Source organism: Paraflavitalea sp. CAU 1676, assembly GCF_029223285.1.
GTDB lineage: Bacteria > Bacteroidota > Bacteroidia > Chitinophagales > Chitinophagaceae > Paraflavitalea.
The window spans coordinates 915,959-937,790 of the sequence record NZ_JARHUJ010000002.1 but is presented as its reverse complement, the minus strand read 5'-3'; the positions used below and the strand labels follow the sequence as shown (position 1 = coordinate 937,790).

General features: G+C 47.2%; 15 protein-coding genes. 2 read left to right on the top strand and 13 right to left on the bottom strand.

Features of this window, described 5'->3' with window-relative positions:
* Positions 1 to 5: 5 nt before the first annotated feature.
* Positions 6 to 1,883: a DNA/RNA non-specific endonuclease gene (locus P2H89_RS08375; RefSeq protein WP_275826180.1), complete on the bottom strand. Its 1,878-nt coding sequence runs from the start codon at positions 1,881 to 1,883 to the stop codon at positions 6 to 8.
* Positions 1,884 to 2,089: 206 nt separating this feature from the next.
* On the opposite strand from P2H89_RS08375, the gene P2H89_RS08370 reads away from it, so the two are divergent.
* Positions 2,090 to 3,280, top strand: coding sequence for a serine hydrolase (locus tag P2H89_RS08370; protein WP_275826178.1), 1,191 nt, complete (start codon positions 2,090 to 2,092; stop codon positions 3,278 to 3,280).
* A 90-nt stretch (positions 3,281 to 3,370) separates the two neighbouring features.
* Here the strand turns inward: P2H89_RS08370 and P2H89_RS08365 are convergent, their stop codons facing one another.
* From P2H89_RS08365 to P2H89_RS08350, 4 genes are all read right to left on the bottom strand, one after another.
* Positions 3,371 to 3,781, bottom strand: a complete 411-nt coding sequence (locus tag P2H89_RS08365; protein ID WP_275826176.1) for a hypothetical protein — start codon at positions 3,779 to 3,781, stop codon at positions 3,371 to 3,373.
* Positions 3,782 to 3,809: 28 nt separating this feature from the next.
* A complete protein-coding gene (locus P2H89_RS08360) occupies positions 3,810 to 4,583 on the bottom strand; it encodes a hypothetical protein (RefSeq protein WP_275826174.1) in 774 nt (257 codons plus the stop codon).
* 2 nt (positions 4,584 to 4,585) lie between these two features.
* Positions 4,586 to 5,752, bottom strand: coding sequence for a glycoside hydrolase family 88 protein (locus P2H89_RS08355; RefSeq protein ID WP_275826173.1), 1,167 nt, complete (start codon positions 5,750 to 5,752; stop codon positions 4,586 to 4,588).
* A 90-nt stretch (positions 5,753 to 5,842) separates the two neighbouring features.
* A complete protein-coding gene (locus P2H89_RS08350) occupies positions 5,843 to 6,994 on the bottom strand; it encodes a glycoside hydrolase family 43 protein (protein ID WP_275826171.1) in 1,152 nt (383 codons plus the stop codon).
* A gap of 212 nt (positions 6,995 to 7,206) precedes the next feature.
* Here P2H89_RS08350 and P2H89_RS08345 point away from each other — a divergent pair, with 212 nt between their 5' ends.
* Positions 7,207 to 7,494, top strand: a complete 288-nt coding sequence (locus P2H89_RS08345; RefSeq protein WP_275826169.1) for a hypothetical protein — start codon at positions 7,207 to 7,209, stop codon at positions 7,492 to 7,494.
* A gap of 70 nt (positions 7,495 to 7,564) precedes the next feature.
* On the opposite strand, the gene P2H89_RS08340 is transcribed toward P2H89_RS08345, so the two are convergent.
* The 8 genes from P2H89_RS08340 to P2H89_RS08305 form a co-directional block, all read right to left on the bottom strand.
* Positions 7,565 to 7,987: a hypothetical protein gene (locus P2H89_RS08340; RefSeq protein WP_275826167.1), complete on the bottom strand. Its 423-nt coding sequence runs from the start codon at positions 7,985 to 7,987 to the stop codon at positions 7,565 to 7,567.
* Positions 7,971 to 8,540 (bottom strand): hypothetical protein, encoded by a 570-nt coding sequence (locus P2H89_RS08335; protein ID WP_275826165.1) that lies wholly within the window; start codon positions 8,538 to 8,540, stop codon positions 7,971 to 7,973. Before P2H89_RS08335 ends, P2H89_RS08340 begins: the two co-directional genes overlap by 17 nt.
* A 185-nt stretch (positions 8,541 to 8,725) precedes the next feature.
* Positions 8,726 to 9,145, bottom strand: coding sequence for a hypothetical protein (locus P2H89_RS08330; RefSeq protein ID WP_275826163.1), 420 nt, complete (start codon positions 9,143 to 9,145; stop codon positions 8,726 to 8,728).
* Between the two features lie 147 nt (positions 9,146 to 9,292).
* Complete coding sequence (locus tag P2H89_RS08325) at positions 9,293 to 9,949, bottom strand: hypothetical protein (protein WP_275826161.1); 657 nt, start codon at positions 9,947 to 9,949, stop codon at positions 9,293 to 9,295.
* Between the two features lie 18 nt (positions 9,950 to 9,967).
* Complete coding sequence (locus P2H89_RS08320; RefSeq protein WP_275826159.1) at positions 9,968 to 10,402, bottom strand: hypothetical protein; 435 nt, start codon at positions 10,400 to 10,402, stop codon at positions 9,968 to 9,970.
* An 898-nt stretch (positions 10,403 to 11,300) separates the two neighbouring features.
* Entirely contained in the window at positions 11,301 to 11,954 is a 654-nt protein-coding gene (locus tag P2H89_RS08315) for a hypothetical protein (RefSeq protein WP_275826157.1), read from the bottom strand.
* A 13-nt stretch (positions 11,955 to 11,967) separates the two neighbouring features.
* On the bottom strand, positions 11,968 to 21,042 hold the full coding sequence (locus P2H89_RS08310) for a LamG-like jellyroll fold domain-containing protein (protein ID WP_275826155.1): 9,075 nt from the start codon (positions 21,040 to 21,042) through the stop codon (positions 11,968 to 11,970).
* A gap of 13 nt (positions 21,043 to 21,055) precedes the next feature.
* Positions 21,056 to 21,829: a hypothetical protein gene (locus P2H89_RS08305; RefSeq protein ID WP_275826154.1), complete on the bottom strand. Its 774-nt coding sequence runs from the start codon at positions 21,827 to 21,829 to the stop codon at positions 21,056 to 21,058.
* Positions 21,830 to 21,832: the final 3 nt, after the last annotated feature.

The window sequence follows — 21,832 nt, the reverse complement described above, 5'->3', positions numbered from 1 at the left end:
TGTCATCAACGTTTGAACCGTATTTGCGAAAAGTTTTCAAGCGATGAGAGCGCCAGTTCCTCACCCCGGTAGGGGTCCAGCGCTGCCAGGTTCCCGAAACTGATACCGGCCCGCTGCTCGATGCTCCTGATCGTTGTCTGATACGTTTTGTATCCGCCAAAAACAAATTCCTCTGGTTGCAGGAAACTCTTTTGCGACATGAAATAGCCGGTAGCGCACAGTTCATTGGTTTCGTCGTGGATAAAGGCGATGACTTTCCAGAACTCTACGGGGATAGCAACGTCATACCGGGTGGGATCATGATCGGTAAAGAACGGGCCGGTAAATACGCTGATCTTCATGGCATCGCCGCGGGCATTTTGCAGGGCATAATCTTCCAGGCCCAGCCATATCCCTCCATTGAAGGGCTGCATTTGCGGCACCGTATTCGTAACGTGCATGGAATCTGCATTACCCAGGGTTGCCAGGGCAACGGTGGTGCCCCAGGCCGGATCTTCGCGACGCGTCATATGTCCCCGCGCGAATTTGGGCGGATTGCCGTAACACTCTTTCATGATCTGCATCGCTTTGGGTATGCGCGGGTCGAGTTTCCAGCCGGGACGTTTGGTTTTGCGCGACTCTTCGCCATTGATGTTCACTGCACTGTAGAAACACATCCTTCTTGCCTGGTTCATCGTCACGGAAAAGTGATGATAGTGAAGCACTGATTCATCATCGCCAAACTTCAGGATGTTGTCGCTATCCTTTATTACCGGCAGCGGAACGACGGCATCGTCGCCGAGAAATGTTTCATCATATCCTTCACGGTCGCTATAGTCTGTGGCCGTTAGTTCATTGGTAGATAGTTCAATCGCATCTTCTTCATCCACCGGATCGGGAATGGTTACCACGGGGGTAACGACGGAGGGTACCTGTACGTGCACGGATGTGAGGGCTTCCAGGATGGCCGTGGCGGTCACGGCGTAGTTGGCTTCGTGAAAAACGCCGCTAAAGTGGAGGCCGGCGATCTGTCCGGTCCGCAGGTCCAGTACGGCCGATCCGGAATTGCCGCCCAGGGTGGTAGCATCGTGACTGAATACCTTGGGGTGTACTTCTTCATTCAATACCAGGCCCGGCGACAGGCGTTTGAACGTGAAGATATCGTTGAAGATGCGTTTAACGTCTTCAGGCTTCAGGGGGTTGCGTACCGGATCATACGCGGGGTACCCTATGACCACCAATTCATTGTTGGCTTTAACGGGCGTAGTCAGCAGCGGTATGGGTTCCAGCGCGAACGTATTGGAGGCTAGTTTCAGGATGGCAATATCCGGTTGTGCTTCATCGGCGAGATAGATCACTTTCTCTACGGCAATTTCTATGGGGCTGCCGTTGTTGTTATCGTATTCTTCCCGGAAATCGATGGAGGCTTCGAGAGTAACGCCGAGGGAGTTGCGCAGGAACACAGGACCATTGTTGCCATTGCGGGCGAATTCGGCGGCCACATGGCGGTTGGTGACGATCATGTTGGGAGAGATGAGCCATGCCGTACCAGCCCATTTCATTTTTGGGTGGAATTTTAGTTCCACCCGGCCGATGCTGGGTATACGTTGTTCAATCACCCGGCGATAGGGTTCAAGCCGGCTTTTCCAGGTATCCGATTCGGGAACCTGGAAATTATTGTTCTTGATGAGCAGGCAGGGCCGTAAGAAGTCGAGTATCACGGCTTCGAGACTGCCTTGCGTAATGCCACCCGATTCGATGAAGGTTCCTTCTACAAAGCGTTTGAACTGGCCGTCGCGGGCGCCGATGTTTTGCCCCCGGGCAAAGGTTCTGCCATCGTTGATGCGTTGCGTCAGTTCGGCCATTAAAACGGGATCGTTCTGGAGCGATTCAAGTCTGTTCATACAATAAGTTTTTTTGTGAGGAACACGTTTTGCCGCACCGGTAAGCTACGATCCTATAATTGCATCTCCGACCGTCAAAACACCTGAATTGAATGCGTAGTCTTCACCCCTTCTATCCATTAAGTCAAACAGCCCATCCGTTAAACTGCCCCTGGCAGCCCGCTGCCGCTTGTTAGTTTTGAACCCACAAATCAAAGCCACTAACAATGAAAACAACATCGCTTTGCCTCGCTGTTTCCGCACTGTCGCTCACCCTGGCCTTTACAGCCTGCCAGAAAAAAACGATCGATGACATCCAATCGAACGACAAGGTATTCAGTCCCAAAAAGTTCAAGGAAAACATCATTACGGCCCTGGGTAGCAAAGCCGTCGGGTATACCTTCATGATCAACCACAAAGGCCAATGGGCTGATAGCGCTGCCCGCGGATTCGCCCGTATGAGCCAGGATGGCCCCGTGCCCCACAGTGTATACAAAGAAATGAATATCGCCAGCGTCACCAAGTGGCTCACCGCCGTAGGCGCAGTGAAACTGCTGGATTACAAACAGATCAAACTGGAAGACTCTATTTACAAATGGCTGCCCAAATCCTGGACCTTGGGCAACAAAGTGAAATCGATCACCTTTCACCAGTTGCTCACCCACAAGGCAGGGCTCACTACCGACGATATCCGATACGGTACAGACTATAATTCACTCAAAACCTGCATCGCTGCCGGTGTTGTGAATGAAGCCAAAGGATACAACTACAGCAACGTGAACTTTGCCTTGTTCCGCATCATGTTCACCTACATCAATGATAAAGCAGGTGCTACCAATACGGAGTCTTATAACCTCAGCAATAAGGATACCGCCAGTTTTGCCGAATACCTCGCTGTACGCTATACGCAGCTGATGCAAAACCTGGTCTTCACGCCGTCAGAAACCGGCATGGTCTTTTGTTCACCGGAAGACCGGTCTACTGTAACGCTCATGTACAATGAAACGACGCCTGCGACGGCTGGCCGTACCCTGGGCGACTGGAAACTGATCGCCGGCGGCGGTGGTTACTACATGTCTGCTTTTCAGGTGGCCAAAGTGATGGCCTATGTATTCCACTCCGAAAAAGTGCTTACCAAGTCCCAGCAGGAAGTATTGCTCACCAATCGCTATGGACTGGATGCAGAAGACGGCCCCAATACCAGTAAGGGGCAATCGTATGGTAAGGACGGCGCGTTGATGAACGATGTCAATGCCAACGAAAAGGCCGATAATCCCGATCCCGGCTTGCAGACCCTGATCATGAAATTTCCCGGCGATGTTGAGCTGGTCTTCTTCACCAATGCATTGAACAACGGCTTTACTTTCTATACGACCATCATGAAAAATGCGTACGAAGATTCCTGGATAAAACCATAGGGAGGTTCTTTAACAGGTCGGACAAACAAAACAGGCAGCTCCTTATGCGGGGCTGCCTGTTTGTAAGTTGCTCATGCTTACTTGTGTGATTCAGGTATTACTCGTTGCATCATTAAGTTCAAGGATTTTTCTTATCGATTCAAAGGCGATATCTGCCAAAAGGGGGATTTGCTCCTGCCTGGCTTCCAAAGCTATTTGGTCAAACAATTTTGTGACAACAAAAAACAGTTTCCGGCGCTGATCATGCTTTAAGTTGATCGATTGGAGCTGAAGAATAAATTGGTTGTATTCGTAAGTTACTTCATCGTAATACAGGTCTTCTGAAGAAAGATGGTCTCTGTTTTCAAAATGAACATCAATCACCTTAATCGCCTCCCGAGAAAGATTGTGCAGACTGTGTTCAATTTCACTATCGGCAATATTGAGTTCCCGCAAGCGGTTTTGCAGGAAGCCGATGATGACCGTCGGTGTTACTGATTTGGATACGATGATGCTTGTCATGGGAAAAAGTGTTACTGTGGAGTCTTGATCAGGATGCAGGCGCGCCGGTCCTGGCAATATATTGTTCCAGTGTTTGGTATTCCGCCCAATCTATGTCGGACGGTAAATTGTCGAGGATTGCCTTATACGCCGTTTTTGCGTCACCTTTTCCAAGACATTGATAGCCGCCATTGCTATAATCTTTACGAGCCATTTCCTCGGTTCGTACCTCAATGGTACCGTTTTGCACTTTGGCTCTCAAAAGGTCGTTTTTTAATTGATCGCCATAATGCCCGATATACCTGCTTAGCCCCAAATCCCACAACTGATGAAAAGTCATCAGCCTATTGATCCGGTCGTCTCTCTTCAACAAACAGATTAATTCATTTTCAAGATCGTTTTCTGAATAAACAAGATTTTCCCAACGCCACTTAATGTATTCCTGGCTACTAATTTCAATCTGCTTTCTTCCTTCTATGAAACAAATGGTTGAAATTTCTTTTTCAATAAAGGTACTGTTTGCCCTAACGTCGTTCCATAAATAAGCAGCCAGCGCGGCGTCTGTAACTTTGGTTAATAATTGGGAATGCCAGCATATCCCGTTTTCCCAAAAGTCAATACTTGTTGAACCATCTTCAAGACCAGTGAATATTTGAGATTGCCTGTTTTTGTCAATAATTGAAGTTCCCTGTAATATAAGTTTTGAATTAAGTTTCAGGAGTTCGTTTTGGATCAGCGTTCTCTTATCCGGAGGGTTAAAGATTCTTTTTAACCTGTCCAGACGCACTCTCCACTTCCCGGATACTTTATTTGATTCCTCCATATTTATTTCAGTTTTATGACCTCCGATCCTGCCAGCAGAAAAGCGCCGGCACCATACACTTCATAGCTCTCGGCATTGAAGTTTCTCCTGGGGTCGGCGCCGATGGGTTGCACCCAGCCTACCCTGCCTTCGGCCGATACCAGGGTATTGAGTCCCTGCCAGGCTTTACGTACAGCAGGACTGTAGGTAGCTGCATCCAGCAAGCCATGATTGATGCCCCAGGCCAGAGCGTAACAATAAAACCCGCTGCCACTGCCTTCACCGCCGGGGTAAGAAGCGGGATCGAGCAAGGAGGCGCGCCACAATCCATCTTCCTGCTGCAGCGTAAGGATCTTGGCCGCCATATCCTTGTACAACTGCTCATAGAATGAACGGGTGGCGTAATTGGCTGGTAACTCCTCGAGAATGCGTACCAGACCGCCCATCACCCATCCATTGCCGCGTGACCAAAACACCGTTTGACCATTGGCTTCTCTCTTGCCTTCACCATTCGCATTGATGAGGTAGCTGGCATCCCGGGCAAACAGGTGTTGCTCTTTGTTATACAGCAGATCGTAGGTTTGTTTGAACAGCGAATCGCTCAGGGCGAAATAAGAAGGGTCTTGTAAACTAACGCCCAGTTTTACAATCGTAGGCGGGCCCATAAAGAGTGCATCACACCACCACCACATCAATCCTTTCTTGGTTTCGGGTCCGGGTACGGTACGCAGTTTTTGGACTGTATCGATCGTGGCGGTGATCATAGACCGGTCGCCTTTTATGCGGTACATATCAATATAGGTTTGCGAAATAGCGATGTCATCTGCATGGTCATAGCGCCGGCCCGGTTGCCAGGACGTGCGTTGGCCCAGGGCCATCAGCGAGTCCAGGATCACGCGGGAACCGGTGGTTTGATAGGCCGCCACTACGCCGGCATAGAAGGCGCCATTGGTCCAATCGGTGGGCGCGTGTTTGGGGTGACTTAATTGCCAGGCGGTCACCTGCTCCATGGCCCTTTTGATATAGCGGGAGCTGAATACGTCTATCTTGTTTTCTTTGGGCGTGCCACTATTGCCGGCCGATGTGCCGACGGGCTTATGCGAACAATGAATGAACAAAAGCAAGGCTGGAATGGCGAGGACCATTTTCCAGCGGGAGGGAGTGATGTTAACGAATCGATTCCTTTTCATATGCGTTGGTTGTTTGGCGTGCAGCAAGAAGCGTTTGAGGCTGGCTCCTTCAGCTGCGGTATCTATCAGGTAATTTGTAATTCCGAGATCTTACCGGGCTGTTCCTGATGGCATTGGCTGTGCCTTGGTCGTTGGACCGTCTACCACCAGTTGCCCGTTCTTTGAAACCTTCATGCGGTCGATAAAGACCACGCGTTGATCGCCGGTGGCCGACGTGCGGCCATGGTACACACAAAACATCTCTTTACCATCTGGCGAATAGGTGATGCTATTATGGCCGGTACCGGTTACTACCCCACCCTTTTCTACATTCTTCTCCAGCACCGGATTGTTGGCGGCCTTGGTATAAGGTCCCAGCGGACTACTGCTGGTCGCATAACCCACGGCATAATTCTTGCCGCCGAAGTAGTTGGCCGAATACATCATGAAGTAGGTATTCCCTTTTTTGAAGGCGACAGAGCCTTCCGTCCAGCGACGATTCACTTCCTGGGAAGTTACCGAGCGGCTTTCCCATTCGGCCTGTTTATCGTTCATGCTTACGGGTGGGCGCAACAAGAGCACCGGCTCACCGATCACACCGCTGAAATCGGGTTTCAGTTCTACCCCATATACCCAGCTTTCTTCGATCTCCTTGAACCATCCTTTGTTGTTGGCCCAGGTGGCTACATCGCTTTCTACTGCATGTTTGTAACAGCAGCGGGAATAATAGAGATAGACCCTGCCGTCTGCATCGAACAGTACATTGGCATCGATGATGGGATAACCCGGGTCGAAGATGGGTTGTTGGGCTAAGTCGATGAAGGGGCCGGTTGGTTTATCGGCTACTGCTACTCCGATACGGAAGTTCTCCAATTCTTTGGTTGGGTTTTCCTTCCATTGGGCGCTGTAGAACAGGTAGAACTTACCCTTTACTGCGTATACTTCGGGCGCCCAGTAAGCGCCGCCCCAGGCGGCAGCCGGGTCGCTCCAGCCATTCTTATTGTCGTGAAAATAGACCTGTCCTTCGTTTTTCCAGTTTACGAGGTCGGTGGATGAGTAGGCAGCAAAACCTTTGTTGGCCCCGGCGCCGGTGCCGTACATGTAGTATTTGTCGCCTTTAACGTACAAAACATAGGGATCGCCAAAGTCGACGGACAGCGGATTGGTAAACGTGCGTTGGGTGGTGGTTTTGCCGGATTGAGCCTCGCTGGCGTCCGGACTGAGCAGTGCCATCAGCAGGCAACAGGCAATCAGTTGTTTCATACAGGTGTCGAAATTGATTAAGCAGGATAAGTCTCCAAATATAACTGATTCTGGCATTGGATTTTGTGGAACAGCCGGCAAATTAGCGGTCGGGGTATAATGTACAACAAGTACGATAAAGTCTACAACAAATGGGGCGGTGGGCAGGCCGCAATTTTGCTAATTTTGACTCGAGAAAGCCTGATTATTCATTAACCAGTAAATGGAGCCTTATGAGCAAGAAAGTAAAGAAGCTGGAAGCCAATCCGGAAGAAGATAAGCAATTCCCTTTGCCGATTTACGACAAGAAGGAAGATATCTATAACCATGGAGAGGAAGTGCCGCTGGACGAGCAGGGTGAAGTGGTGAAAGGAAGGCCGCTGGAAGCAGACAATGACCTCGATGTGCCCGGGTCGGAGCTGGACGACGAAGACGAAGCCATTGGCGAAGAAGATGAAGAAAACAACTACTATAGCCTGGGCGGCGATAACCATGACGACCTGGAGGAAGACCGGGAGTGAGGGGGCGGCGGCTGCGGCGCCTGATCAATTGCTGTCCAGCCTGTTTTTGAACAGGATGCGACACAAATAACTAATTGAAATCCCCGATACTCCGATTAAAATTACCAGACCACCCCGATAAGGATAGCTGGATAGTACGGGGAAAACCAAAAATGGTAAATAGTATTGCTGCGGCTGCCGATAGCAAAAGATGGATCCTGTTTATGGCCAAATTAGCGATCGTCAATCCGATGATGATCAGCGCATATTTTATGAGATAATCAGCAGCAGATATCCCCCAGGCGACTCCTCTCGAGTATACCAAGTCCATTTTATGCGCCATGTAGTTGGTCAATTCATAGGCTGCAATAAAAAAGACAATTTGTATTATGGGGATAAAAACATAATGTGTCCGAAGTCGATAATTCATTGCTTGATGCCTTTGTTTTCTTAACGAAAGCTCGGATATGTCTATTGTTTTATACAGCATGAGTTGGTTAAAGAAAATAGCCATTCATTGTGTATTGCCCTTCCTCAACTTTTATGATTGCAAAACGAAGTTTATCGTGTAAACGATTAGCGAACAAATTGAAGGACTTGCCATATAATGGGGTTCGATTATACTCTTGTTTAGTAATAAATTGTACTACGATATACTTGCCACCACGCTCATCCATACATCCACCATAAAGTCTAATGTAATTCGCAAAAGAGTATCCCCGCACATTCATAAACTTTACAGACTTTTCTTTTTGAATATTAAGCCATTCACCCAAAAAGGCCTCAGTTTTAACTACGTTACTCGTGTCTGCCGATAAAGCTGCATAATAGGATTCTACCGGGCAATTGTTTAGTCTTTTTATATAGCAATTGGTAAACCTGTTCATTGGCGTACAGGTGTCACGTAGTAAAACGGCAAATCCTGGATAAAGTCTATCATTTGAATACTTCACTCCTGCTTTTATGTTGGCAGGCAAAGATTGGGCACACAAGTCGGTTGCGTTTGCCTGCAATTGTTCTTGCGCATAGAGCCAGCCAGACTGCAAAGTCAATAATAAGGCAGTCATAAATAGTATTCTATTGGTTATCATCTTTTTCGATTATGTATAAGAGATTCTCCTGCGCACGAGCTTCGAAATGCAATTAGTATCGAAAGATAGGCGACTGTGAAGGTTGCTCAGGAGCTGCTGATTGGTGATCGACTCCCTTACACCTCTTAATTTATCGCAGGTGGCGATTGAAACATTGCCGGCTATCGGGAGGTTAATTTCCATTCACTTCCCCAATATACTCTTTCCCCATTTTTGTCGTAAAAAACAAACTGATGGGGAGTTTTTGCTTTTTTTTCGAAAATGATGGTTACCAAACAGTTTTTATTGATTTCTTCCATGTCCTGTGAAGTCTCGTTGGGTATGAATTTTTCATCCGAATTGAAAAACATGATCACATTCACAGGATTTCCTATGCAAACAGTGTCTTTATATTTCAAAGCCATTTTCACCATTCCCGCGCTATCCATACATTCCCTTCCATATTCTTTAACTAATACATAGTGAGCATATCCAGTATCATACCCGGGATGTATGCCAACCGTTGTAAAAAGTGTTTTTATCTCCTTTAATTTACAAGGCGACTTGGGTTGTTTACAGGATAAAGTGCTTATAATAGCCATTAGTAAAGCGTAAATGATTGAATTTGTGTATACCATTGTTGAGTTCCTCCAAGGACAATATGCATAAACAACTTATTTTTTATATAGGGCTTTCCCAAGGTAAGTAAAACATTAGTTCCGTCAAACCCTTCAAGGCTGCGAGTGTGACTATTGCAGTATGCCGTGGCCTGGTGTTAAAAGCCAAGCAACATTGGTCCTGCGGGGTTTAAATACACTCACCGGCAACTGTAAATCTTCTGCATAGGGATTCCTGACTGCTACAGATTGTAATACGCGCTGTACATCCTGTAAAAACTGCTTCACCTGGTTCTCCACGGCTGTATTGATCTTCCCTGCACTCATTTTACGCTGATAATCCATGATCCGGCTATCCTGTTGCTGGCTTTCATCCAAATAGATCAGGAAACTCCTGTTGGCATTATCCTCATATACCGATTCTTTGGTGGTACAGCCTCCTACACAGACTGGTCCTTCCACTCTTAATGTGGTGGTTTGGGTTTCCCCATTGGCAGCTTTAAACACTACTGTTTTATTAATCACCTTCTTGCTTTGCAGTTCACGGAGGGGATATAATACCTCCTGTGCTCCATCCAAATCCTCTATAAGTATCAGCTTGTGTTTAAGCTCCTGCTTGCCGAAGTAGTAAAAAGCATTTTCACTCAAAGCTGTGATCTCGATTTTATCTTCCGGGGGCATCAGTTCTCCTATCTTCTCCTGAAGGTGGCTTTTGCCTGTACCACTGCTGCCCAGACTGATGATGTGTAATGGCTGTTCCCTTTTCCGGCTGGTGAATACGAGGAACATCAGGAGCCTGTTATTTTCCTACCCTATTACTCCACTCTGCCCTATCAGGTCATTGGTCTTTTGTAATAATCCCGGCTGCTGCAAGAATAACTCCACCTCCCTCCTTCTCTCCAGCCTCATTGGGTCTCTGGTCTCCGTTTTAACCTGCTTTTTAAGCTCATGGAGCCGGTAATTTTCCAAAGTAGTGATGAGGATTGCAAATACGTCAGCCATATAAGCAGAGCCTAAAGAAAACCTTTCCGCGCATTTCCTCACCAGCTTATCCAAAGCCGTGTCATTGTACAAATCCAGGTTATGCCTTACAGCCAGTTGTTTCCATTCTATTTTCAGGGTTACCCGCATCCTGTCCATTTCTTCAATTTTAAGCCCTCCCAGTATGCCTATTTGCAATTGTTCATATTGCCAGATGAAATATTCAGGGTTATCTGTATTGAGTTCAGTTTTGTTTGACATGGTTACAGTTTTAAATAAAAAAAGGAAGCATTACTGCTTCCCTTAAATTGGTAATAACAAAAATGACCGACAGAAAGAGTTCCTGCAACTCCTTTTGCCGGTCATTGTCTTTATAAGGGTCCAATAGTTTATTCGCCCTTATTGATCAAATCGTATTGTTCTGCAATCCGGATATCCGGAAGCCTCATTATCAAAAGTCTGTGAAGGTTGCATAAGGTTATTCAACACATCCCCAAGTATCCTTTACATATCTTTCAAAAAGGACCGACGAAAAAGATACATACGCATCTTCTTCGCCGCCCATTGTATTGTCAACCTATGTTATTCTGAATGAGATTGCCAGCCCGATGTTATTTTTTCGCTTTCCGGATATCCGGATCGCCTATTGTAATCAGGCCGTGAACGTTGCATCGTAGAAGATTACAACAATCGGCCACAATCAGTCCTTAACGGCCTTACTCCGATGGAGGTGCTACACGGTGAGAGCTATGATCTTATAGGGTATCACCAACAGATCGCTATTGCCAGGGCCAACCGGATGGAGGCCAACAAAAAAATGGTCTGCTGCCATAGTTTCTGACAAAGGTGCCCCTAATATCCCGAGATATAAACAAAAATGACCGACAGAAAGAGATGTAGCTACTCTTTTTGCCGGTCATTATTTTCTTGTAGAGGCGCATTAGCTTAATGCCCCTGAAGGATCAAAACCTATTTTTTAGCCATCCGGATATCCGGATGGCTCATTATCAAAAGGCTGTGAAGGTTGCAGTGCACTCTAAACCCGTAGTCAATTTGATTTCCAAACCCCTTCACCTCATTATCATTTTCCTTACCATTAAACCCAAAACGGCAAATACCATTCTCTCCTATCGAAGTGGCATTGCCATTTTTTTCTTATTCATTCTAAGTCTTTGCGGGGCAGCGAAAAACTAATTACATTTTCATCTGAAAAAGCTAGTTTCAATTTTCCATTTGAAATAGAGCTCCTCGGCATATCAGTTATATATTTTGAGGGTATTTTAAACGTCTTTCTACGCCCATTCCGAATATTTTCTACTATTATCTTTTCTCGCTCACTATAATCCTGATAAACTACTGTGGTATTATCCATATCTGTAGCTAAAGCCGTTTCAAATTGCTTTATAATAATCTTGTTATCCTCAGCATAGCTTATTATAAATTCCCGATAATGCTGACCGGAACCTCTTATTAAGCAAATCATGTTTTTTGAGTATGAATGAAAAGCCGGCACCAACCCTCTTGGTACGGAGCAGTCAAATCTATAACTGAGAAGTGTGTCAATACCCCCCACCTTTAGCTTTACAGTATAAAAAGAATCAACAATAATATACTGCATTGAATTATTTTTATCGACAACTGTATCTCTCTGAGGGATGCATCCTCTTAACAACGATGTATCATACTTACTTTCCACTTTATCTACAGAAAAGTTTTCTTTTGGTATACTACTGTCATGCGTGCTATTAATACAGGAAAATGACATTAATACGAAAAACCACAATGACATCGTTTTTGAAATAAATGCATACATAGTATATTTTTTTTTATAAACCTTTCCAATCCTTAAATCCTGCATTAATATGTTTTTCTCCCACCACTTTAGGAGTATAATTTAGCATAAACTCATAGGGCGGAATGCCCGGTGGCGATTCATGAATTAATTGCACAGGATCTCGATTAGTTCCCCAAAATATTGTTTTGCCATGAACTGCAGTAGACATCAATAAACAGCGACCTTTATTATCGCCGGAAGACGCAAGATGTATACCAGAAGAAAAGTTAGAGGCAAATGATGTATACTTTCCACCACTAAATGCTTTGATAACTGCATTCGGCCAAGCATTTTTAAATGCTGAATAATGGGCATGAGAAATTTCAACTCCGTAAGTAGTGGGCTTTATATGATTATAACCTTTTGCAGCTAGATCAAAACCATCCCATCTAATTGCGCCATATGAATAGTCAAAACCTCCAGTAAGAGCATTTATAGCAGCTTCCATACCATATTCAACATTATTTTTATACGCCGGACTATTACCACCATCTCTATAACCATAAATACCTTCGGTTTGCAGCGTTCGCAATATTGTTTTATTTCGATGCTTTGATATATTTACGACTGCGCTTGCTAATGCATATGATTCCAGTTTATCTCCTGATGATTCACCAGCAACAGTATTAGCAAACATGTTCAGAGTAGAATTACTCACACTTAATTCAGACGTTCCTGAATTTGCAAGCACCTGATCCCAATCAGTCACTCCATCTTTTGTAAATTGATTTATGATTGATTGTGAGGTTGTATATGCTTTATCATCGCTAACCTGTTTTGCACTTTTACCTTTTCCAACAGTAATCATCTTACCATCACTTCCCAGTTTCTTTCCATCTCTCCCGTAGTAATCACCCATTCCAGTGGGATCAATTCGATTAATGGGATCGTTTGACATGAAAGTATAAGGGCTGATATGGGAGTACTCTCTAAATAGAGGATCAACACTAAGCCATTTACCTATCCTTGAATCATACATTCTAGCTCCATAATCCTGTTGATTCCCATTCCCCTTCACCTCATTGTCGTTCTCTTTCCCATTAAACCCATACTTATACCCCTTCCCGGTCGTTGGCGGTGCATACCGGCTGATCATCCCAAAGGGAAAGTAATCCTGCCCGCCCACCATATCGGGCTCATAATAGTCTATCAAAGAACCGATGCCTCCCGAAGATACACCGATTTTCTTATCGCTGATCGTGGTGAGCACATTGGCCAGGTGATTGGTCAGTTCGTAGGCTCGCACCCCACGGCTGTAACCGCTAGGCATGGTCGTCTGGCGGCTTACGGGGCCATTTTTCACATCTCCATAATCACCCATGCCTCCTAACCGGCTGCTGCCATATATCTGGTGGTCCCTGTATTCCATATACAGGTCCTGCATGTCATCGCCCAATGTATCCAATCCCGTGGCATTATAAGTACACATCAGGTTTCCTTGCGCATCGCGTACATACCAGGTGTAATCCAGCTCAAAGCGGCTCGCCCCCTTATTGTACACTTTAGCCGTTTTCCCGATCCGGTTGCCCTGCGCGTCGTAGGTGTATTTCATCCAGTACATCGGCCGTGCCATCTTCTCGGTTGTCTGGCCATCACGCTTGATCTCCGCGATCTTGCCATATACATTCCACTTGATATCGAGAATTCGCTCTTTCTTATCCAGGATCAGGTTTCCGATCGCATCGTAGGCATAGTTACTATCAGGTTGGTTGTCGATATCCTCTATCACCTCATAGCTTTGACTGCCGTATTTGCTGTCTGCAATGGCATCCCGCACATATTTCAACTGGTTGGTGTTTGGATAATAATTATACGTCAAACTATCCATATCATTATCCCAGTCGCCCAGGTTGGCCCGCAGGTATTTCAGGATATTGCCATTGGCGTCATAGCTTACCCGCTCTTTGTACGAAAGCGTAGCCACAAGACTATTCAGGTTGTTGGCCGTAGTATTCTGCTCCCTCCACGCGTCCTGCCCCGTGAGTCGGTTCAACTGATCATACCGGTAATTGTACAGATAAGTATAGTTGCCCAGCGAACGCAGCGTATTGAGGCTGCTGCTGATATTGCCGTTATACAATGGCCGGTACTCCGTCGCTGGCAGGCCTCCGCTGGTTAGTCCCACATATTGCGGGAAGGGAGTCACCTGCTTGCTGATCGTCGAATAATCGCCGTTGTAATAATTGAGACTGATACCAAGAGCATCTCGTGCTACATACTTGTTAATGCCTGTCAGATTCCCATCTTCCCCCATATCATTGGCTGCGATGGTCTTCGTACTGTTAATGCCTTTCAGCCAGCCTTGCAGCGTATAGGCATAGTCAATGCCCTGCACCAGTTGATCACCAATGATGGTCCGCGCCAGGCCCCCATGGCGGTAATACTCATAGCGCGCGTCCCGCTCCCATACCAGGCTGTCGATGCTGGTTTCTACCAACGTCAGCCGGTTCTCGGCATCATAGGTATAGCGGTGCAACAACATGTCATTCCAACCCGGCTGGTACATGGCCATATTTACCTTCCCGCTGATAAGATCATATTGGTACACAAACTTCTTCGAGCTGTTGAGGTTCTTGTTCATAATATTGGGCTTCATACTACTGTGGCCATAGTTCTGCAGCAAAGTGTCTACATTGCCCAGTATGTCATACGAGTAGAAGGTAGCCTGATTGAAAGCAGCGGGATTACTGTTGTCGGTGAAGCTCACGTAGCTCACCCGGTTGCGGAGATTACGTTGGTTGATCGTATTTGGATCTGGTGAGCCTACAAAACCCGACCATGGTAAATCATACACCGTTTGGGTGATCTGCTCCCGGCGATTGATCAACGCCAGCATCCAATCATTCAATTGCTCCTGGCTTCGGCTTTTTACATTCGTCATCGCACCATTGGCACTCGTATTGCTCACCTGCCCCACTTCCGCAATACGCCCGATATTGTCGTATTGGGTATAACTATACTGCCTGTCCTGGTCATTACTGCTGCCTACAGCTTTCTGCTTCGCATTCTGCGATACAGCCAGGCGCCCAAGCCTGTCGTACCAGAAATTGGTTGTGCCGCCGTCGGGCGATGTTTGCTGAACCACCTGATTTAGCGTATTGTACCGGTAATCTGTATAGAGCTTGTGATTGGGCGTTTTCGATTGCCTGTTGCGGCGGGCCAACCTCACCGTATCGCTGTAAGCAGCTGCCCAGGCAAACTTGCTTACATCAACACCAGCAGGTGAAACCGTCTTCACCAGGTTGCCGGCCTGATCATAGTAATACAGCGTGTAGTGGTATTCGCTTACCGGCTGGTCCACCGTAAAGGTCTCGTTATACCGCGCATTAAGACACTTCGCGAGATACTTGTCATTGAAACTACCGATCAAAGAATCGCGGTAAGCTTCATACAGCAAAGTGCCCTTCGATACCGCAAACAAAGTAGAATCATCACAGGCGGTATGCTGCACCACCTTCACCGGCGGGAAGGAAGGTTCTGCACGTCCGCACAGGGTGAGTTCCTCCGGCGTACAAGCCGCTAGGCGAATGCCAGCCTGCTGATACAGCGTTGCAATCTGACTGTACGTTAAGCTGGTACTACGTTTTTGATTGTAGTAAGCCGCAAAATTGGGCTCGCAACCTTCACATTCCACCGAGCGGGTAGGGATCGCCAGGTGCCATGGGTCATTGAACTCTTCATTGTAGATCAGCCTACCCTGCACATCCCTGATCTTTATAAAGTCTATCTGGGTACGCTGCGAATAACACACGGTGGAAAGACCTTCGAAAACAGTCATCGGCGCGTCCAGTGTTTTTTCGCCGAGTAACGTATTGTCGATATAGAACCGGAAACGGGTTCCCCGGAATTCGAATTTGAGCAGTCGCCAGTCTTCCAACGATTGTATGGGCACCATCTCGGGCGTACAGACCATGCTCGGTAAACCGTGGTGTGTACAAATGGCAGCCCCATTGTCCGCGTATTTAATGGAACCCAACACTGTGCCACTAGGCTGATTTTTGGAAATCGCAAAAAGCCAGAACTTGTCATGATAGCTGTTGGTTATATCTACGCTATCTGGCTGTTTGATGCGCCATTCAATGTCGAACCCGGCAGGATCGAAACACAGCGTGTCATAAAAGTCCAAATCAACATTTTTATATGGGAATGCATCGGGCAAAGTATCGGAATAGTTCCGGGGTAAGGATAATACGCCATTGCTGACTACGTCGGCAAACGGAACGCCCAGTTTGTACCTGATCCCTCCAAAGTTTGGCCTCCAGCGCGTGGTATCTGCACCACTGGCATCAAGATGCGGTATACCACCGTACTTCTTGTACTCATCCAGCAGGTAGCGCAACGTTTCCTTTTCAGGATCAGGCGTCGGCCCGCTGCAGTTACAGGTGTTTGTAACTCCTACAGGATCAGCAGCTACATACGACACCTGCGTTTTAGATTGCCAAATGGCATCATAGTTGTCTTTCGCCGATGACTTGCCCAGATAACCATTGTTTTTGAGTACAGTGTCGATAATAGAATAGTCGGTAAGCACTTGTGTACAGGTATCCTTGCTGCGCAGCAAATAGTAACCCACTAGGTTCGCTTGCGGCGACAGCTTCACATTCCTGGTTGCATTGATCTGCTCTTGGGTACGGGCCACATTCCACATCCTCACCTCATCGATCCAGCCATTGAAGCCATAAGTGGTCGAACTATTGTGGGCAGAATCGAATCCGATATACCACGGGCCATCCGTACTGATATCCCGTTGAGATGGCGGTGTGGTCAGCGCCCCATCCGTACAGTCGTAGGAATAGGGCAGTTTAATGCCATCCATATAAAATCCTAAAGAATCTCCTTTCCTGCTCACTGCCACATGGTGCGGCTTGCCATCATACATGTCAATGCCGGCAGTAGTCGTAACCTGGTAATTGAAGCAGCCCTGCAGCTGGAACAACAGCCGGCTATTGCTTAATACCAGGAAGCTGAACCCGTTTGCATTGGAACCGCTCACATAGGTCCGGTTCGACATGATCTGGTTAATGGAACCATTAGCTTTGGGCTTTATGCGCGCCTCGATGGTAAAGTCGCCTTTACCCAGTTTTAATCTCCTATTGCGAACTGGGATGGTCACCCGGCGCTTGGCAGCATTGCCACCATAAGCAAGGGCCACATTACAGTATTCGTCATTGGCAATAGGTCCGCAAGAGGCTATAAAATCAAGATACTCCGCGCTGTTTTTGGCAAATCCCAAGGCGGAATTCATAAACCGCTCGAACAAGAGGTTATTAGCACGTTGCGCGTCATCAGCCGGTGCGTACACCGGCAAAGCAGTCGGGAACTCCTGTTTGTATTTTGTATACAGGGTGTCGATGCCTACGCAGGTTACGCAAACTTCCTCACCACCGCCACACTGCAATACAGGCGGCAGGCTCAGCGGCTCCTTCAGCATGTTGCAATTGATCTGGTTATTGCAAGCCATTCGAAGGGTATCCAACACACCCTGGTAGATCCTCGTACTGGTTGTGCGATACAGGAAGTCGGAGAAATTGGCGTCTGCCGCCGCCGCCAGGTATTTATCGTACAGCTTGCCGATAGTAGCGCATTCGCAGCTGTCGGGTTTCTGCATCAGCGGCTTTTCATATAAGATAGGTTGTCGCTCATAAGGCAAGGGAGCAGTGATCAGGTACACGTTACAGGCTTTGCCGTAGTTACTGCCGGCATAAGCTTTCATGACCTGTTCGAAACTCCTGTCGAGGTTCGTGCTGGAAGGTTTAACCGTACTGGCGCCAAACATATGGTTCTCATCACCCCCCTCTTTACATACCTGGATGAGCCGCGTGATGATGCTCACCGAATCGGTCACACTGAAATTACAAGGCTTCATCTCATTCCACCACTGCAATGCATAAGCAGTGCAATTATCAAGCACGAAAGCTTCGATGCCTGCCTGGCCCTGCTGGGGCGTTTCGGGCATAGGTTCTTCACCCGGAGTTTTCAGCATCTCTTTGCTGGGGAATACAAGGGCGTGACCAGCTTCCACCAGCTTGCTGTAATAGTTGTCCTGGCCACGTAGTTGATCCAGTGCATAGGCTGTCATGATATTGTCCATGATCTCCCGCTTCTTCTGGAGGTACATTTCACGGAAATACCGCCAGGCAACATCCAGTTCTCCACTGCAGGCAGCATCCATCGTGAACGCCTGGCTCAACGACGAATATGTTTGCCGGCAACTTTCATCTCCATCTTTACAATGTGCCATGATGGTCGCCAGCGCCCAGGCGCTGATGGCCGGTTCACCTTCTACTTTCGCAGCATTGAACAGCGAGTCGCTCATTACGGACTTAGCACTTGTCCGCAAGCTTGTAAAGAAGGGATCAGCCCTTTGTGAAACATAGGCGTAGCGGGCATGTGCAGGTAAGCCGGAGAAATTGGCCGGGTTCAGGTAGCCACTATCGACAGCTGCCTGGTAGGTTTCCGTATTTTCAAATCGAAGATCCCATTCATGGCTGGCTTTCCAGCTTTCAAACAATGTCAACTTATGGTATTCCGGGTGTATGGTCAACAGCGATTCCGCCCAGGAAGCCTTAAACTTTGCGACAAAGTCGGCTACCGGGAGTCTATGTGGGTTGAGGGCATCCGGATTACCATTTTCATCCTTGAATTGGATGTTTCTGTAACTCATTTTACCATGAGCAAATAATACAGAGTATGGATCATCATCATTTGCCGGATCCATATACTGCCCACTGGACGGAGTCATGTCTGCCAGCATTTGCGCCCGGTACGTTTTGTCGATCGTGCGACCAAGGCAAAGGTCCTCACAAGCCAGCGATAAATTTGTCCAGGCGTTCAGGGCGGCCGTACGATAGTTGGCAGTATCGGCAGTAGGAATACCCATACGCTGCATATAATCCGGCCTGAAGGTATCCCAGGTGCCCAGCGCCGTTTTACACGACTCGCAGCTAGGCTGGCATTGCAGAATAAGAGAGGCCTTTTGTTCGGCAATGAACTGATCGAGGGTTTTGACGGTATTGCGGCGAATGAATATTTCCCGGTAACGGTCCATCGATTGCTGACTGATGGTCAACGTCTTTGTGATCGTATAGTTACCAGGATCCAGGACCAGCGAATCCTTAAGTCCCTGTGCACCCGGGAAAAGTGTATTGGGATTGCAAAGCGTATCGAGGGTCAGGTTGTTTGCCCTGATAATATATGGCTGATCATTCGGAAGCGTCGAATTGTTGCAGTCGTCTGTGATGGTGATCTCCAGATCATAGCTGCAATCGTAGCAAACATTTACATTGTTCTTATCCTTGATATTGATACTGTCGGGTAATAAGGAATAATAAAACACATGTTTACCTCTTTTGGCTACGATCAACCCTTTAGTCGACACGATACTGGTACCCTTGATTACATTCGTTGAACTATCGATCAACTTCTTTTTAATGGACAAGGGTTGGTTTGATGCCAGCAGATCCAACTTAGCGTCTGGCATACCTGCCAACGCCGTGGCAATGGTACGGCCATGCATGTCAACATAACTGATGCTGTACTGACCATTTGCATCCCTAACCATGTTCTTGAAGTAATGAGCAGCATTACCCACTTCCGTCCCGAACAAAGCATCCAGCTCTTCCTGTTCGGCCGAACTGTAGTAATAACGGGTAGCCCTGCCGGAATCGATCCGGAAAGCCGGCCCTACTCCACTCTGCATACTCAACCGCCCCGTATTATCGGGCGTATAACGGGTTTCCGCAAAAGGAAAACCCTTCGCCTCCGGAATATTCTTATGTATACCCGTATTCACCAGCGGGTTGTTCTGTGAATAGTACCGGGAGGCACCTTTCAACGTATCCATTTGCGGCGCCCCCTCCTTACAATAACAGGAGTCTTCCAGATCGCCATCATACATATCTTTACTGTACTCCGCTACGTTAAGGGGTGAATTGAAATTGGGCGTAAAGCCAATGATGCCGCTCAAGGTCGGCGTAGGCAGTACCTGGATGGCCGGCCTGCCCTGAAAATCATAAAAGGTCTCGGCCACCAGCGTGGTATCGGTCGTATTGTCCTTGGTCACCGTTTGCCGGTTACGCAGAGAGCCGTCGAAATACTGCACCACGGTTTTCCTTTTACCTTCCTCTGCAAAACTGGTAGTAGCCTGCCAGTTGTATTTATTTTCATGCCCGCCGAATGGGAACATGCCAAAGCCCGACGTATAATCCGTGCTCCAGGCAGATTCGATCCGCTGTCCGTTGGCCTTGGTTTGAACAGCACGTACCCGGTAACACAACCTGCCGGCACCGTCATAGACCATGGGAACCAGGTACTTTGTCTGGGTAATACTTACCCGGGTAGCATTCCTCTTGAATATCTGGTCGCGATAATACTGCGTGGTATCCGAAGGATTCCGGTAATTGGCGAGCGCCAGTTCGTCGATGTACGTCCACTCCAGGTCATACTCATCTGCCCTGCGATCACCCATCCAGCTCACTTCCAGCTCCCCCTTATCATTTTTAAAGCTAGGGCTATTCAGGGTCTTGATGGCATTGTCGGTGCAGCTGAAATTATATTCGCGCGTAACGAATAGTTCATTCTCCAGCATCAGGGAGTTTTCAATTTGCGCCAACGTAGCAAAGTTCGCGCTGATATTGGTGATCTTCACTTTCACCTCATGGCCGCCCAAAAAGGTATAAATGGCCTTCTGCTGGTATACGCCGTTCTTGTCGTACCCGATTGTCAAGGGAACATTGACAAAGGAGTCGGACGCAGGCTGGTTATTGGATCCGTTTTTGGTATAGTTGATCTTCAGATTGATCGTACAGCTAAAACTATTAGGCAACAACAGGTTGGCAAACTCATTGATCTTAAAAGTGATCAGGTTGCGCACCTTGAAGGTTGTTTGCGTTGGCCTTAGTTCGGGCCTGATGTAAGTCGTATCTGAAACAATACTGAAAGAATCAACCCGTAGCTGATTCCCTTTGAGCGGTTTGGCAGCATAGGGTTCATTGGTGGCATAGAGGTTGGTTTGCAGCAAAAGGCAAAGACCCAACAACAAACCGGTATATAGAGATAGACGCTTCATGACTTAGGTTTAATTAGTATATACTGGTGTTCAGGAAATCGTAATTCGCGTAAAAAGGTTTTAGAACATATTGTCCATTGATGCGGGTGTAAAAAACTTCGGTGGTGTAAGCGGAAGAGTAATCGCCATCCACATCGAACTCGAACCAAGAAGTATAGGTAATTTTGATTTGGTCGTAACCTTCCGTACCGTTTTCATTTGCCTTTTTCGTGACGACAGTCAGCTCCAAGGGCTGTTTAGCTACGGCGCTGAAACAGAGTTCAAATTTCGAATAAGGTGATTCCGGTTTGAAGTCTAGCTTGATCACCCTGGCATAACCATCCAGCGTATCCACCATATACATCCGCTGCACGTGTTCTTCCTGGAACCAAGGATCCAACAGGTTCAACTGAAACAGCGCCTCCATGATCGATATCCGTTTATTGATCGTAATGAATTGATTAGCCCGGTCTATGACGGCATTTTCAAGATCAGTCTGGATAGTATAAATGTCATAATTGGGGCCTGGCGTCAGGATATTGAAAAGATTCACAGCGAACAGGCTACGCCAGTTTGAAAAACCATAACTCATAGAATCAGTGGTCACTCCAATACTATCTGTCGTTTTCCGAACGTAATAACCCGCGATAGCGAACGCACCGTTTTCATATATGGCCTCCAATTCCCTCAGTGCAGGATAAGCGCTGGTGGTATCGGTAAGCGGCCGTTCCCGGTCGGCTCCACAGGCACTGGTAGCGCCTGTGGAGATCAGTAGGATGGTAACTATGGTATATAATAGTGTTTTCATGAC